The organism is Dietzia sp. (assembly GCF_036741115.1).
Classification (GTDB): domain Bacteria; phylum Actinomycetota; class Actinomycetes; order Mycobacteriales; family Mycobacteriaceae; genus Dietzia.
Map to the genome: position 1 here is coordinate 1 of NZ_DAINST010000074.1, position 13,359 is coordinate 13,359.

Sequence of the window (13,359 nt, forward strand, 5' to 3'; positions counted from 1 at the left end):
AACTCACCATTCCTGCGGGGTTCGACTTCACCGGTCCGGAACTGTTCGCCAAGCGCCTTCCGCACCCGGAGTGGACGGAACTGCGGAAAGCCGAACCGATCCACTGGGTCGAGATCGAGCCGGGTTCCGACGGCTTCAAGGACAACGGCTACTGGCTGGCCACCAAGCACGAGGACATTCGCGAGATCTCCCGGCTCACCAACGAATACTTCGAAACGAACGCGAGCACCGCCATCCCGCGCTTCACCCCCGGCATGGACGACAGCATGCTCGACATGATCCGCCTGCTGCTCATCAATTACGACGGTGAAGAGCACAAGATCCGCCGCCGTACAATCTCCAAGGGCTTCACCCCCCGCTACATCCGCGGCATGCGCGAAGCGCTCCAGGCCCGCGCGAAGGACATCGTCGAACGCGCCGCCGAGAAGGGCAGCGGCGATTTCATCGTCGAGGTCTCTTCCGAGCTCCCCCTGCAGGCCATCGCCGAGCTCCTCGGCATCCCGCAGGAGGATCGCTTCAAGGTCTTCGAGTGGTCGAACAAGATGGCCGGCTACGACGATCCGGAGATCGCCGACGAGTCGCACCTCGCTTCCGCGCAGATCCTCGAGTACGCGATGGAGATCGCGTCGCAGCGCGAGGCCGAGCCCCAGGACGACCTCATCTCCAAGCTCGTCCACGCGGACGTCGACGGCGGCCGCCTCACGAGCGACGAGTTCGGCTGGTTCTTCATCCTTCTCGCGTTCGCGGGCAACGAGACCACGCGTAACGCCACGACCCACGGGATGATCGCCTTCCTCGACAACCCCGAGCAGTGGGAGCTCTTCAAGTCCGAGCGTCCCGAAACCGCCTACGACGAGATCCTCCGCTGGGCCACGCCGGTGATCCAGTTCCAGCGCACCGCCATCAAGGAGATCGAGATCGGCGGCAAGACCATCAAGCCCGGCGAGCGCGTCGTCATGGCCTACGGTTCCGCGAACTTCGACGAAGACGTCTTCGACAAGCCCTTCGAGTTCGACATCACGCGCGAGAACAACCCGCACGTGACCTTCGGCGGCAACGGCCCCCACTACTGCATCGGTGCGAACCTCGCGAAGCTGCAGATCGAGCTCATCTTCAACGCCATCGCGGACTACCTCCCCGACCTCACCACGCTCGGCGATCACAAGCGCCTCCGCTCGGGCTGGCTCAACGGCATCACCGAGTGGCCGGTCGACTTCTGCCCGGCGATGAAGGTCGCGAAGACCGCCTGATCCGGACCGATTCGCACCGATTGGCGCCGATTCGTGCGAGGAGACAAGCCTATGGAGCCCATGTTCGGGGGAGAAGTGCGTCGCGTCCGCTCCGGCGACGGCACGGCCATCGCCTATCTCGACTGCCCGGCCTCGGCCGGCAGGGCGGGCTCGGCGGGCGGGGCAGCCTCTGGCGACGCCACATCCGCCGCCGCCCCCGTCGTGGTCCTCCTCCACGGCTTTCCCCATTTCCACTACACGTGGCACCGGCAGATCCCGGTCCTCCAGGCGGCGGGCTGGCGGGTGCTCGTTCCTGACATGCGGGGTTTCGGTGCTTCCGATGCGCCCGTCGGCGCCGAGTACTACACCCCGGAGCGTGTGACGGCGGACGTCCAGGCCCTCCGCGACGACGCGGGTATCGCGTCCGGGAACAAGGTCGTGCTGTGCGGGTTCGACTTCGGGGCCGGCGCCGCCTACGACATGGGGCATCTCCGTCCCGGGGCGATCGGCGCGATCATCGGGTTCGAGAACCCGTTCGTCGCGGCATTCGGGGACACTCCGCCGTCACAGGGCTTCGCCGCCATGGCCGAGAAGCACTTCTTCCACATGCACTACTTCCAGGAGCCGGGGAAGGCCGAGGCGTCGATGGACGCGAACGTGCGGACGTTTCTCGAGCGCGTGTTCTGGGCTCTGTCGGCGGACTTCCACTACCTCGACACGTGGAAGAACCCGCCGGGGGCCGCGTATATTGACGCGCTCCCCGAGGCGCCGCCGCTGCCGTGGTCGTGGCTGTCGGTCGAGGAGATGGACAGGTACGAAAAGGAGTTCTCGCGCACCGGCTTTAGCGGCCCGCTGCAGTGGTACCGCGCCATCGACGCGCAGTGGTTCGCGCGCAAGGCCTTCGACCGGCCGAAGAACCCCGTCCCGTTCTATTTCGTCTACTCCGAGCACGATCCTGACCTCGAGGGCTTCCACGGCCGCGATCCGCTCGGCCGGCTCGATCGGTACCACGAGGACGTGCGCGCAGTCCGTTCCGTCGGGCGGGCTGGGCACCTCATGCACCTCGAAGCCACCGACGATCTCGATCGAGAGCTGCTGTGGTGTCTCGAGGCGATCCGCGAGGTCGGGCTGGTCTAGCTCGGTTGGACTAGCTCGGCCGGTGTAGTCGGCTGTGCGAGGCGGCCCAATTAGCCAATTGGTTTACCCGTCGAGGGCGGAGAGCAGCCGGGGGAGCCCCGCGGCTGCGGTGGTCCGCCACGACCACGTCGCGAGCGGCGTGAGGGCGGTGTCCGCCGGACTGATCTCGAGGATCGGCGTGCCCTTTTCCGCCGCGAGGTGCGGGAGGTTCGCCGCCGGGGTCACAACCCCGGAGGTCCCGACGATCACCACGAAGTCCGCGGAGCCCATCGATTCCTCGGCGCGTGCCCAGTCCCGCTCGGGGAGGGCCTCGCCGAACCACACGACCCCCGGGCGCACCGGATTCCCGCATAACGAGCACGACGGCGGCGCGAGGCGCTCCGCGGCCTCGGTGGGGAATTCCGGCTGCGCCGCCGGCTTCTCGCAGATCGAGCAACGGAATGCGTAGAGGCTTCCGTGGAGGTGGGCCACCGAAGCGGAGCCGCCGCGCTCGTGGAGGTCGTCGATATTCTGCGTCGTCACGTGGACATCCGTGTCCTCTCGCTCGCCCCAGCGTGCGACTGCGACATGGCCGGCGTTCGGCTCGGCCCTCCGGGCGAGAGTGCCGCGCCATAGGTACCAGGCCCACATGGGCTCGGGGTCCCGCGCCCACGAGTCGATCGACGCCATCGCCTGTGGGTCGACGTTCGACCAGATCCCCGTGTTGGCGTCGCGAAAGGTGTCGAGCCCGGAGTCGGCGCTCATCCCGGCGCCGGTGAACACCTCGACGCGCGCGGCTGCGCGCGCCGCCGCGACGAGATCTCGGGGGAGTGGGGTGTCGGGCGAGCCGTCGGTGCCTGCCGGGCCTTCGATGATCGTCGTCTCGCGCCGCGTGCCGTCGCCGGGGAATGCCATGCCCCGAGGGTAGCGGGCGAGGATGGGATCCCGGCACGGCCATTTCACGCCTTTCGCCCCGAATCACACCCTTATTCGGCGCTGAACGAGGTGTGATTCGGGGCGAAAGGCGTGATTCTCGCAAGAGCGAGGTGTGCGGCGTTCGGACCGCGGGGTGTTCGGACCGTGTGGCGTCCGGACTGCAAGGCGGGGGAGTCCGCGCCAGCTAGGGACCCGCGGGTCGCGGGGCGCGCGGACCGCGGGAGTCCGAGAACCGGCCGGGCGCGATGGCCCGCCGGGTAGCGGGACCTCCGGCGTCAGGGGCGGATGTACTTCTCCGAGAACTTTTCCATCGCCTCGACCTTGGCCTCGAGCGGGGAGTCGAAGCCGTGGCCGGACATCATCCACGGCATGACGATCACGTCGGTGACCCCCGCGTCGCCGAGCTCGGCGAAGCCCTTCGAGCCATACTTGTCCATCGAGACGACCTGAATGGCGAAGGGCTCCCCGTCGCCGCGGTCGGCGAGACTCCGACCCCTCTCCTCGAGGTTGCTGCCGAGCGTCGCGATGACCTCCTTGAGGTCGTCGAACTCGATCATCGCGGAGGTCCAGCCAGAGCCCACCCGCGCGGCGCGGGACAGCGCCTTCTTCGTATGTCCACCGATGTAGAGGGGGATCGGTTTCTCGGGGACCGGCGCGAGCGACATCTCGTCGAACTCAAAGTGCTCGCCGGAAAACGTGAAGAACCCGCCCTCGCCGGCGATCCGGAAGATGTCGAGCATCTCGTCGACCCTGGCGCCGCGCTTGGCGAACGGCACGCCGCACCACGCGAACTCGTTAGGGTCCCAGCCGATGCCCACGCCGAGATCGAGGCGGCCGCCCGAGAGCAGCGCAACCGAGGCGGCCTGCCGATACAGGAGTAGAGGCTGGCGCGGCCCGAACTTGACCACCGACGGGCACATCCGGATCGTCTCGGTGGCCTGCAGCATCGCCATGGCGCCGACGAAGGGCTCGACCCACGGGGTGTTCTCGTCCCACATCCGCGAGCCGTCCGCCGTATAGGGGTAGTCGAGCTCCTGCTTGCGCGGGTAGAAGAGCGAATCGGGCAGCGTGATTCGCGCGAAGCCGAGACGCTCCGCGGCCTGCGCGAGCGGGACGAGTTGGTCGAGCGGGGTAAAGGCTATGGGGATCGAATAGTCCACGGGGGACTCCTTCTCGGGAGGAGGCGTGCCGGGTGTTCGGTCGGGCTAGGCCGGGTGGATCGTGGCCGAGGCGCGGTCCATTTCCCAGAAGGCGCGGAGGTGGGCAATCTTCCCCGCCTCGGCGACCCGGTAATTGAGCACGATGTCGGTGTCCATGATCTTGTCGCCGATGCCGACGTGCAGCGTGCCGATGAATACGGCCTCGTCGCCGCCGGTGAGGACGTCGCGCATGTCGAAATCCAGCGAGGAGATCACGGCGATGGACGCATCGAAGAAGTCCGCGAGCATCTCCTTGCCGCGCTGGCCACTGCCGTCCTCGGAATACATCGACGGACCCACCGGGTCCTCGACGATCGCGTCGTCGGTAAAGGCAGCGAGCCACGCCTCCTTGTCCTGCGATTTGGCGCCGGCCCACGAGCGCCGCGCGGCCGTGTAGGCCGGATGGGCAAGCGCCTGCTCGGAGGCGCCGGGGACGTCGGGCAGGGAATCGAAGATCTCGGAAGCGCTGGGCATGGGTGCCTCTCCATCGTCGGGGGATGGGGCGAACCGCGCAGAATCGACAAAACTCCAGGTAGGAGGGTATTCGAGCGGCGCCGCGTACGGGAGAACTGTAACAGGTTCTAGTTTTGTGGCGAACGGTTTTCGAGCGGAGTTCCCGTTCTCATCCCGGGCGGGGGCGGCGTCTTGGCACAATGGCCGCATGAGATTCGCATTGTCGCTGGGATACTGGGGTGCGCAGCCGCCCACGAACCACGCCGAGCTGTTCGAGGCGGCCGATGAGGCCGGCTTCGACGCCGTTTACACCGCGGAGTCGTGGGGGTCGGACGCCTTCACGCCGCTGGCTTGGTACGGCAGCCGGACGAAGAACATCAAGCTCGGCACGGCGATCACGCAGATGAGCGCCCGCACGCCCACGAACACGGCGATGCATGCTCTGACCCTCGATCATCTCTCCGGTGGCCGCGCGATCCTCGGCCTCGGTGTCTCCGGCCCGCAGGTCGTCGAGGGCTGGTACGGGCAGTCGTTCCGGCGCCCGCTCGCGCGCACCCGCGAGTACGTGGACATCGTGCGCCAGGTCTTCGCGCGTGAGGCCCCGGTCTCGAGCGAGGGTAAGGCGTACACGCTGCCGTACCCCGGCGAGGACGCGACCGGGCTGGGCAAATCGCTCAAGCCCATCGTCCACCCGCTGCGGGCGGACCTGCCCATCTACCTCGCCGCCGAGGGGCCGAAGAACATCTCGCTCGCCGCCGAGATCGCCGATGGCTGGCTCGGCTTTCTCGCCTCGCCGAAGCAAGCGGAGCAGTACAACGAATGGCTCGACGAGGGCTTCGCCCGCCCGGGAGCCCGGCGCAACCGCGAGGACTTCGACGTCGCGTTCCAGGCGATGCTGCACGTGACCGACGACCCGGCCTCCATCTACGACGCCTACCGTCCGTTCGTCGCGCTCTACGCCGGCGGCATGGGCTCGGAGGAGACGAACTTCCACGCCGACGCGATCCGTCGCATGGGTTACGACGCCGAGGTCGAACGGATTACCGAGCTTTTCCGCACGGGCCGCAAGGACGAGGCCGCGGCCGCCGTGCCCGACGAGATGATCGACGAGGTCGCGATCATCGGCGACGAGGAGTACGTGCGGTCCGAGGTCCGCCGCTGGGAAGAGGCGGGTGTGACGACGATGTGCGTGTCCGCCGGGTCCGCCGCCGAGATCCAGGCCATCGGAAGGCTCTAGCCCCGCGCGCTCGGCAGGCGCGTCCGGGCACGCCGGACCCCGTGGGGTTCCGGCATGCCCGGGCGCCAGGCTGCACTCGGCGCAAAACGGCCGTTCATTTCCAGCCCGGCCGCTACAGTAGAACGTGTTCTAGTTCTACCCGGCGTAGGGAGCGGCCTCGATGACCACGGCAAATGCGGCGCAAGGCGTCACGAATACGGGCGGAGCCGCGCCGCGGCGCGGGACCACGGCGCGGGACCTGAGCCTCGCCGAGATCCTCGAGATCCAGAAGCGCGCGCAGGCCGAGGATCCGCAGCCCACGGCGAAGGTGCGCCGCGATCGCATTTCGCGCCTCAAGCAGCTCGTCCTCGACAATGCGAAGGATTTCGCCGAGGCGATCCGCGACGATTACGGCTCTCGGCCCGAGACGCTGTCGACGCTCACGGATATCGCCGCGTCGATGCCGGACCTCGACCATCAGCGCTCGCACGTCGCGAAGTGGATGCGGTCCGATGCGCCGTCGCGAGTGCTCAGCAAGGTCGGCTTCCACCAGGAGGTTCGCCATGATCCCAAGGGTGTCGTGGGGATCATGGGCCCGTGGAATTTCCCGCTGTACCTCACGATCGTCCCGGCCGGCTCCGCGCTCGGCGCCGGTAACCGCGTGATGATCCGCTCGTCGTCCTCCACCCCGCGCACCACCGAGCTGCTCTGCGAACTCGGCCCGAAGTACTTCCCCGTGGAGGAGCTCGTGTTCGCCGGCCCGGAGCACGGCCGCGGCTCGGAGTTCTCCAAGCTCGATTTCGACCACCTCTTCTTCACCGGCTCGCCCGGCGTGGGGCGCTCGGTGGCGAAGGATGCCGCGGAGAACCTCACGCCTGTGACCCTCGAGCTCGGCGGGAAGAACCCCGTTCTGGTCGACCCGGAGGCGGACATCGCCGAGGTCGCGGCGAATGTGGCCGCCTCGCGGATGGTCAACGGCGGACAGGTCTGCGTGTGCCCCGACTACGCGCTGGTCCCGCGCGACAAGGTAGAGGCCTTCGCCGATGCCGTCCTCGAGACGTGGACGAAGAAGTTCGGCGCGATCTCCGGGAATCCCGAATACACGACGACGATCAACGAGTCGAACTTCGAGCGGATCTGCGGGCTCATCGACGACGCTCGCGCGAAGGGCGCCACGGTCCGCCAGGTCGTGCCCGCGGGAGAGGACCTCCCCAACGCCACCGAGCGGAAGATCGCGCCGACGGTGCTCACCGATCTCGGCGCCGACATGGACATCGAGGACGACGAGGTCTTCGGGCCGATCCTCTCGGTGTATCCCTACGACGACATCGTCGACGCCGTCGCGCAGATCAACGCCCGCCCCGACCCGCTCGTCCTCTACTGGTACGGCGAGCGCGGCCCGCGCTTCGATTACGCGGTGGGCCACACCCGCTCGGGCAACGTCTACGGCAACAACTTCGGCATGGGCATGGTCTCCTCGGCGGTGCCCTTCGGCGGCTCGGGGAACTCCGGAATGGGCAGCTACCACGGCAAATGGGGCTTCGACACGTTCTCTCGCGATCGTGCGGTCGCGATGTCGGAGTTCGACTACAACGTCGGCGACTTCATGACCCCGCCCTTCGACGCAGCCGCCAAGCGCCAGGCCGACCTCTTCCTCAAGGCGATGAAGACCCGGACGCGCTTCCTCGGCTGAGTTCGGGTCCGCCCGGGGTCGAACTCGCGGCCCGGCACGGGCTCGGCCTAGGACGCGGGCGCGGGTTCGGGGCTCCCACCGGCCCGGGCACGGGGCTCCCTTGGGCGCCGTCCGTGCCCCCTTCGCCGCGAAGCATGCACCTTCTGTCGATTTGAGCCCGATTCGGTCCGGAAATCGACAGAAAGTGCATGTTTCAGCAGGATCTGCATGGTTCGTCGCAGCGACGGCGGCCCGTCGCGCTTGCCCCTCTCCCGGATGACGGCGAAAACCGAATTCGCCCGGCGCCCGCGTTCTCTATCGCCCGTATTCTCCCGGGGAGCGTGCCGGGCCGCCGCGGAAGAACAGCTCGTCGCCGCCGGCCACCCTGCCCCGACTCGCGAGCTCCGCGGTGCGCACCTTGAAGCTCGGGGTCCGCGGCATCGATTCGGCCACGCGCAAGAGCGCCGGCCATTGGCGCACGGAGAGGTCGGGCTGCGCGGCGAGGAACTCTCGAAAGCCGGCGGCGAAGCGCTCGGCGCTCGACGTGGCGGTGCCGTCCCTGTCTTTCCCGTCGTCGGCTCCGCCCCCGCAGTCCCCGCAGTCCCCGCCGGTCGTGCCGTCGCCGTCCGCCAGCACCACGGTCGCCGCGACCTCGTCGCCCGGCCCCTCCACGGCCGGGATCCCGTACACGGAGACCTCGGCGACCGAGGGGTGCCGCAATAGCACCCGCTCGATGGGCCCGGCGGCGAGGTTCTCTCCGGCGACGCGCATCCACGTCGATGCTCGGCCCGCGAAGTACACGAACCCCGCGCCATCGACATAGGCGAGATCCCCCGTGCGGAAGCGGCCGCCCCGCATTCGCTCGGCATCGGCCTCGGGATTGCCGTAATAGCCGGCGAATAATCCCGGCCCGTCGGCCGACGAGCTCTCCGACGGCCTCGTCGGCGTTGGCGAGCGCCCCATCGCCGGAGAATCGGGCGACGGCGCACGGTGCCTCGGACTCGGGGTCGATCACCGAGGCGCCGGCGGGCAGCGGGCCGAGCGCCGCCGGGGGTGTCTCCGGCGTTCGCGACACCGCGACCCCGCCCTCCGTCGAGCCGAAGCCGTCGACCACTCGGACCCCGAATCGCTCGGCGAAACGACGCCGCACCTCTTCGCCCGCCTCGTTGCCGTAGACGATGCGCATCGGGTTCTCGGTGTCGTCGTCCCGCTCGGCAGTGGACAGGATGTAGGACAGCGGCGTGCCCACGTAATTGGCGAAGGTCGCCCCGTGCCGGCGGACGTCCGCGAGCCATCGGGACGCCGAGAACCGCCGCCGCAGCGCGAGCTCGCACCCCGTGAACACGGAGATCGGCCACGCTACGAGCACCGCATTCGAGTGGAACAGCGGCATAGCGTTGTAGATACAGTCCCCGGCACCGAGCCCGAAGCGGTCGGCGAGCATAGCGGCGGGTGCGGCGATCTTTCGCTGCGTGACCCGCACGGCCTTCGGGTCCCCTGTAGACCCGGAGGTGAACACGAGCGCGACGAGCCGATCCGGGTCCGCGTAATCACCCTCCTCCCCAGCACCGTCGAAGACTGCATCCGCCGAGCCCCCGAGGGCCTCGTCCGCCGAAATCACGGGCACCGCCGTATGTGAGGCAAGCAGGCCGGCGAGCTCGGCATGGCCGGCGTCATAGACGACCAGTCCGACGTCCGCAGTGTCGAGGTCGCGGGCCAAGGCGGCGGGCGCGCGGGTGTCGTTGAGCCCCACCGCAACCAGCGGGGACATCGCCGCGGCGCAGAGCCAGTAGACGTACTCGGGGGTGTTCTCGAGGAGCAGGCCGATGTGTGGCGGGCGGTCGCAGGGGAGGAGTGGCGCGGAGGCGGGGATCCCGGAGGCGGTCGCGCCTCCGCTGGTCGCATCGGGGGCGCCGAGCGCGCGAGCCGCCCGAAGCCGCGCCTCGCGGAGCACGCGCGCCCACGGGATCCGCGGGTGCTCGTCTTCGGTCACGATCCCGCGGTCCCAGACGTCGGCGAGTTCGAGGAGCGCGGTGCCGACCGTCACCCCCGGCGCGGCGAAATCGGCGATCGTGCGGACGGTGCGTGCATCGGATGCAGAGCTGCTCACGCGCGTTTCCCTCCCCGGGAAGCTGAGGAAATGGGGGCAATAATCGGAAAAACTATAACGTGTTCCAATTTCGATGGTGGAATGAACGAGGCTTCTGACAGCGGCCCACACACGGGCCATCCGGGTCTTCGGACCCACCCCGCGACCGGGCTGCTCCCCGCCGGGGAAGTCGGAGAGAGGATTCGACATGAAGGTTCACGTAGACGAGCTCCGTTGCGAGGGTCAGGCCGTATGTACCGGCCTCGCCCCCGCGGTTTTCGAACTGGGCGATGACGACGAGTTCGTTCGCGTCCAGGTCGACGAGATCCCCGCCGAGCTCGAGGCTCGCGTCCGCAAGGCCGTGGCCAAGTGCCCCATGGCCGCTCTGTCGATCGAGGAATAGATACATGAGCGAAACTGCACAGCCCGCCACCGCCCACGACGTTTCTCTCGAGGGACGGGTCGCCGTGGTCACCGGTTCCGGCTCCGGGCTCGGCGCCGCCGAGGCCGTCGAGCTCGCGCGTTCGGGTGCTGCGGCAGTGGTGGTCAACGACATCGCGAGCGGCGAGCACACCGACTCGGTTATCGCTGCGATCGAGGACGCGGGGGCGAAGGCCTCCCTCGTGCTCGGCGACGTCTCGCAGCGCGAGACCGCGGACGCGCTCGTCGCAGAGGCGGAGAAGTTCGGCGGTCTGCACATCGTGGTGAACAACGCCGGGATCACGCGCGACAAGATGCTGTTCAACATGTCGGACGAGGATTTCGACGCCGTCCTCGCGGTGCATCTGCGCGGTCACTTCCTGCTCACCCGCAACGCCGTGTCCTACTGGCGCGCGAAGAGCAAGGAGACCGGCGGCCCGGTCTACGGCCGCCTCGTCAACACCTCCTCGGAGGCAGGGTTGTTCGGCCCTCCCGGCCAGGCGAACTACGGCGCGGCGAAGGCGGGGATCACGTCTCTCACGCTCTCCGCTTCGCGCGTGGCTTCCCGCTTCGGGGTGACGGCGAACGCCATCGCTCCCCGAGGCCGCACGGGAATGACCCAAGACGTCTTCGCCGAGTGGGACGAGAGCAAGGGGCCGGATCCGCTGGCGCCCGAGCGCGTCGCAGACCTCGTCGGCTATCTGGCCTCCCCGGCGGCGGCCGACGTCACGGGGCAACTGTTCGTCGTCTATGGTCCGATGGTCGCCCTCATCGCGGCGCCCACGGTGGAGAAGCGTTTCGACGCCGAGGGCGGCGTCTGGGAGCGCGAGGCGTTCGCCGCCGAGATGGACGCCCACTGGGCGCAGCGCGAAGAGGGAAAGACTTTTTCCGCGGCCTCCATCGCCGCGCTTTGACGAATATTTCGGTTCGCTAAGGGACAATTAACCCCTGTCCAGGCGTTCTCGGCGGAATCCCTCCGCGAACGCCGAACCATTACGCAAGATGTATGAAGTTTTGGCTCCGGTGGCCGCCACGGCGAACCGCTCGGCGCCTGCCGGCCGAGGCGCAGAGTAGAAGGGAGCGGCGGGTGGTCCAGCTCATCTCCAAGCCGCTCAAGGGCGTGGGCGAATTCTTCGCGATGACCCTCGACACCTTCGCCTCCGCGGGCTCGCTCGTGCGGCAGGGCAAGGAATTCGTCGACCAGTCGTGGTTTATCGCGCGCGTGTCGATGCTCGCGACGGTCCTCGTTGCCATCCCCTTCACGGTCCTCGTGAGCTTCACGCTCAACATCCTGCTCCGCGAGATCGGCGCTGCGGACCTATCTGGCGCGGCGGCCGCGCTCGGCGCGGTCACCCAGGTCGGGCCTATGGTCACGGTGCTCATCGTCGCCGGCGCCGGCGCCACCGCTATCTGCGCGGACCTCGGCGCCCGCACAATCCGCGAGGAGATCGATGCGATGGAGGTGCTCGGGATCGACCCGATCAAGCGCCTCGTGGTCCCCAGGGTCGCGGCGTCAACCTTCGTCGCGCTGTTGCTCAACGGGCTCGTCTGCACCATCGGCATCCTCGGCGGCTTCCTTTTTTCCGTGCTCCTCCAGGGCGTCAACCCCGGCGCGTTCGTCGACGGGCTCACGCTCATCACAGGGCTCGGGGAGCTCGTCCTCGCCCAGGTCAAGGCCGGCCTCTTCGGGATGATCGCCGGATTGGTCGCCTGCTACAAGGGCCTCTACGTGCGGGGCGGGCCGAAGGACGTGGGCAACGCGGTCAACGAGACCGTCGTGTTCGCGTTCATGGCCCTCTTCGTGGTCAACACCGTCCTCACCGCCATCGGCGTCCAGATTCTCGATAAGTAGGAGGGAGCGACATGGCCATTATCTCGACCGCGCGTTTCCCCAGGCTGGAGAAGGCGCGCCACCAGACGGAGCACAATCTCGAGGAGTTCGGCGGGCAGGCGCTGTTCTTCGGCCGAGCCCTCGCGAGCATCCCCAAGGCGGTCACCGCCTACCCCAAGGAGACGCTCCGGCTCATCGCGGAGATCGCGATGGGCACGGGCGCGCTGGCACTCATCGGCGGCACCGTGGTCATCGTCGGCTTCCTCACGCTCGCCACCGGCGGCGTCATCGCCGTGCAGGGCTTCTCCTCGCTCTCCGATATCGGCGTCGAGGCCCTCACCGGCTTCTTCGCCGCGTTCATCAACGTCCGCATCGCCGCGCCGGTGATCGCCGGTATCGGCCTCGCCGCGACGATCGGGGCCGGCGCCACCGCCCAGCTCGGCGCGATGAGAGTGTCCGAGGAGATCGACGCCCTCGAGGTCATGGCTATCGATTCCGTGGCCTACCTGGTCTCGACACGCGTGATGGCGGGGATGATCGCCGTCATCCCCCTCTACTCCCTGGCCGTCATCGCCTCGTTCCTCGCCTCGCGTTTCGCCACGGTCAATATCTACGGACAGTCGGCCGGCATCTACGACCACTACTTCTCGACGTTCCTCATCCCCAGCGACATCCTGTGGTCGTTCGTCCAGGCGATCGCCATGGCGGTGACCATCATGCTCATCCACACCCACGCCGGCTACAACGCCGCCGGCGGCCCTGCGGGCGTCGGCGCAGCGGTGGGCTCGGCGGTGCGTACCTCGCTCATCGCTGTCGTCACCGTCACGCTCCTCGTTTCGCTCTCGGTCTACGGCACCGACGGCAACTTCAATCTCTCGGGCGGATAGACCATGGCAGTCAAACCAGGAAAGACACAGGACAAGAGGGCCCGCGCCGTCGCGGGCATCGTCCTCGTGCTCGTCATCGCGCTCCTCGTCGGCGGCGCCCTCGCCCGCTTCTTCGGCGTCTTCCAGCCCACGGTGCCCGTCAGCGTGGTCAGCGACCGCGCCGGGCTCGTCATGGATCGCGACGCCAAGGTCCGCGCCCGCGGCGTGGAGATCGGCCGTGTCGCGGACATCTCGCGGGAGAATGGGAAGGCGGTGCTCCACCTCGACCTCGACCCCGAGCTCATCCGCTCCGTGCCCGCAAACGCCTCGGC

General features: G+C 68.3%; 13 protein-coding genes. 9 read left to right on the forward strand and 4 right to left on the reverse strand.

Annotated elements, in window-relative coordinates; genetic code table 11:
- Nucleotides 1–8: 8 nt before the first annotated feature.
- The gene (locus V7E05_RS11250) at nucleotides 9–1,250 is read left to right on the forward strand and encodes a cytochrome P450 (RefSeq protein WP_333619759.1); all 1,242 of its coding nucleotides are present in this window, start codon (nucleotides 9–11) and stop codon (nucleotides 1,248–1,250) included.
- Nucleotides 1,251–1,301: 51 nt separating this feature from the next.
- Nucleotides 1,302–2,366: an alpha/beta hydrolase gene (locus V7E05_RS11255; protein WP_333619745.1), complete on the forward strand. Its 1,065-nt coding sequence runs from the start codon at nucleotides 1,302–1,304 to the stop codon at nucleotides 2,364–2,366.
- Nucleotides 2,367–2,429: 63 nt separating this feature from the next.
- On the opposite strand, the gene V7E05_RS11260 is transcribed toward V7E05_RS11255, so the two are convergent.
- The 3 genes from V7E05_RS11260 to V7E05_RS11270 form a co-directional block, all read right to left on the reverse strand.
- Complete coding sequence (locus tag V7E05_RS11260) at nucleotides 2,430–3,260, reverse strand: NAD-dependent deacylase (RefSeq protein ID WP_333619746.1); 831 nt, start codon at nucleotides 3,258–3,260, stop codon at nucleotides 2,430–2,432.
- Between the two features lie 296 nt (nucleotides 3,261–3,556).
- The gene (locus V7E05_RS11265; RefSeq protein WP_333619747.1) at nucleotides 3,557–4,441 is read right to left on the reverse strand and encodes a TIGR03619 family F420-dependent LLM class oxidoreductase; all 885 of its coding nucleotides are present in this window, start codon (nucleotides 4,439–4,441) and stop codon (nucleotides 3,557–3,559) included.
- Between the two features lie 45 nt (nucleotides 4,442–4,486).
- Complete coding sequence (locus V7E05_RS11270; protein ID WP_333619748.1) at nucleotides 4,487–4,954, reverse strand: nuclear transport factor 2 family protein; 468 nt, start codon at nucleotides 4,952–4,954, stop codon at nucleotides 4,487–4,489.
- A 187-nt stretch (nucleotides 4,955–5,141) separates the two neighbouring features.
- Between V7E05_RS11270 and V7E05_RS11275 the strand changes: the two genes are divergently transcribed.
- Complete coding sequence (locus V7E05_RS11275) at nucleotides 5,142–6,170, forward strand: LLM class F420-dependent oxidoreductase (protein WP_333619749.1); 1,029 nt, start codon at nucleotides 5,142–5,144, stop codon at nucleotides 6,168–6,170.
- 160 nt (nucleotides 6,171–6,330) lie between these two features.
- Nucleotides 6,331–7,842: an aldehyde dehydrogenase family protein gene (locus V7E05_RS11280; RefSeq protein ID WP_333619750.1), complete on the forward strand. Its 1,512-nt coding sequence runs from the start codon at nucleotides 6,331–6,333 to the stop codon at nucleotides 7,840–7,842.
- 193 nt (nucleotides 7,843–8,035) lie between these two features.
- On the opposite strand, the gene V7E05_RS11285 is transcribed toward V7E05_RS11280, so the two are convergent.
- Nucleotides 8,036–10,120 carry an AMP-binding protein gene (locus V7E05_RS11285; RefSeq protein WP_333619751.1) on the reverse strand — a complete coding sequence of 695 codons (2,085 nt, stop codon included), beginning with the start codon at nucleotides 10,118–10,120 and terminating at the stop codon, nucleotides 8,036–8,038.
- On the opposite strand from V7E05_RS11285, the gene V7E05_RS11290 reads away from it, so the two are divergent.
- The 5 genes from V7E05_RS11290 to V7E05_RS11310 form a co-directional block, all read left to right on the forward strand.
- Nucleotides 10,119–10,313: a ferredoxin gene (locus V7E05_RS11290; protein ID WP_333619752.1), complete on the forward strand. Its 195-nt coding sequence runs from the start codon at nucleotides 10,119–10,121 to the stop codon at nucleotides 10,311–10,313. The genes V7E05_RS11285 and V7E05_RS11290 overlap by 2 nt on opposite strands.
- A gap of 4 nt (nucleotides 10,314–10,317) precedes the next feature.
- Nucleotides 10,318–11,244 carry a 3-oxoacyl-ACP reductase gene (locus V7E05_RS11295; RefSeq protein ID WP_333619753.1) on the forward strand — a complete coding sequence of 309 codons (927 nt, stop codon included), beginning with the start codon at nucleotides 10,318–10,320 and terminating at the stop codon, nucleotides 11,242–11,244.
- Nucleotides 11,245–11,468: 224 nt separating this feature from the next.
- Nucleotides 11,469–12,182 (forward strand): ABC transporter permease, encoded by a 714-nt coding sequence (locus tag V7E05_RS11300; protein ID WP_442891663.1) that lies wholly within the window; start codon nucleotides 11,469–11,471, stop codon nucleotides 12,180–12,182.
- A gap of 11 nt (nucleotides 12,183–12,193) precedes the next feature.
- Nucleotides 12,194–13,048, forward strand: coding sequence for an MlaE family ABC transporter permease (locus V7E05_RS11305; protein WP_333619755.1), 855 nt, complete (start codon nucleotides 12,194–12,196; stop codon nucleotides 13,046–13,048).
- Between the two features lie 3 nt (nucleotides 13,049–13,051).
- The coding region (locus V7E05_RS11310; RefSeq protein ID WP_333619756.1) for an MlaD family protein at nucleotides 13,052–13,359 on the forward strand (308 nt) is incomplete at its 3' end.

What these genes read in the sequence shown, in the direction of transcription:
- V7E05_RS11255 (WP_333619745.1), top strand. Translation starts at nt 1,302, where the DNA reads ATGGAGCCCATGTTCGGGGGAGAAGTGCGTCGCGTCCGCTCCGGCGAC.
- V7E05_RS11260 (WP_333619746.1), bottom strand. Translation starts at nt 3,260, where the DNA reads ATGGCATTCCCCGGCGACGGCACGCGGCGCGAGACGACGATCATCGAA.
- V7E05_RS11270 (WP_333619748.1), bottom strand. Translation starts at nt 4,954, where the DNA reads ATGCCCAGCGCTTCCGAGATCTTCGATTCCCTGCCCGACGTCCCCGGC.
- V7E05_RS11275 (WP_333619749.1), top strand. Translation starts at nt 5,142, where the DNA reads ATGAGATTCGCATTGTCGCTGGGATACTGGGGTGCGCAGCCGCCCACG.
- V7E05_RS11280 (WP_333619750.1), top strand. Translation starts at nt 6,331, where the DNA reads ATGACCACGGCAAATGCGGCGCAAGGCGTCACGAATACGGGCGGAGCC.
- V7E05_RS11290 (WP_333619752.1), top strand. Translation starts at nt 10,119, where the DNA reads ATGAAGGTTCACGTAGACGAGCTCCGTTGCGAGGGTCAGGCCGTATGT.
- V7E05_RS11285 (WP_333619751.1), bottom strand. Translation starts at nt 10,120, where the DNA reads ATGTCGAATCCTCTCTCCGACTTCCCCGGCGGGGAGCAGCCCGGTCGC.
- V7E05_RS11295 (WP_333619753.1), top strand. Translation starts at nt 10,318, where the DNA reads ATGAGCGAAACTGCACAGCCCGCCACCGCCCACGACGTTTCTCTCGAG.
- V7E05_RS11300 (WP_442891663.1), top strand. Translation starts at nt 11,469, where the DNA reads ATGACCCTCGACACCTTCGCCTCCGCGGGCTCGCTCGTGCGGCAGGGC.
- V7E05_RS11305 (WP_333619755.1), top strand. Translation starts at nt 12,194, where the DNA reads ATGGCCATTATCTCGACCGCGCGTTTCCCCAGGCTGGAGAAGGCGCGC.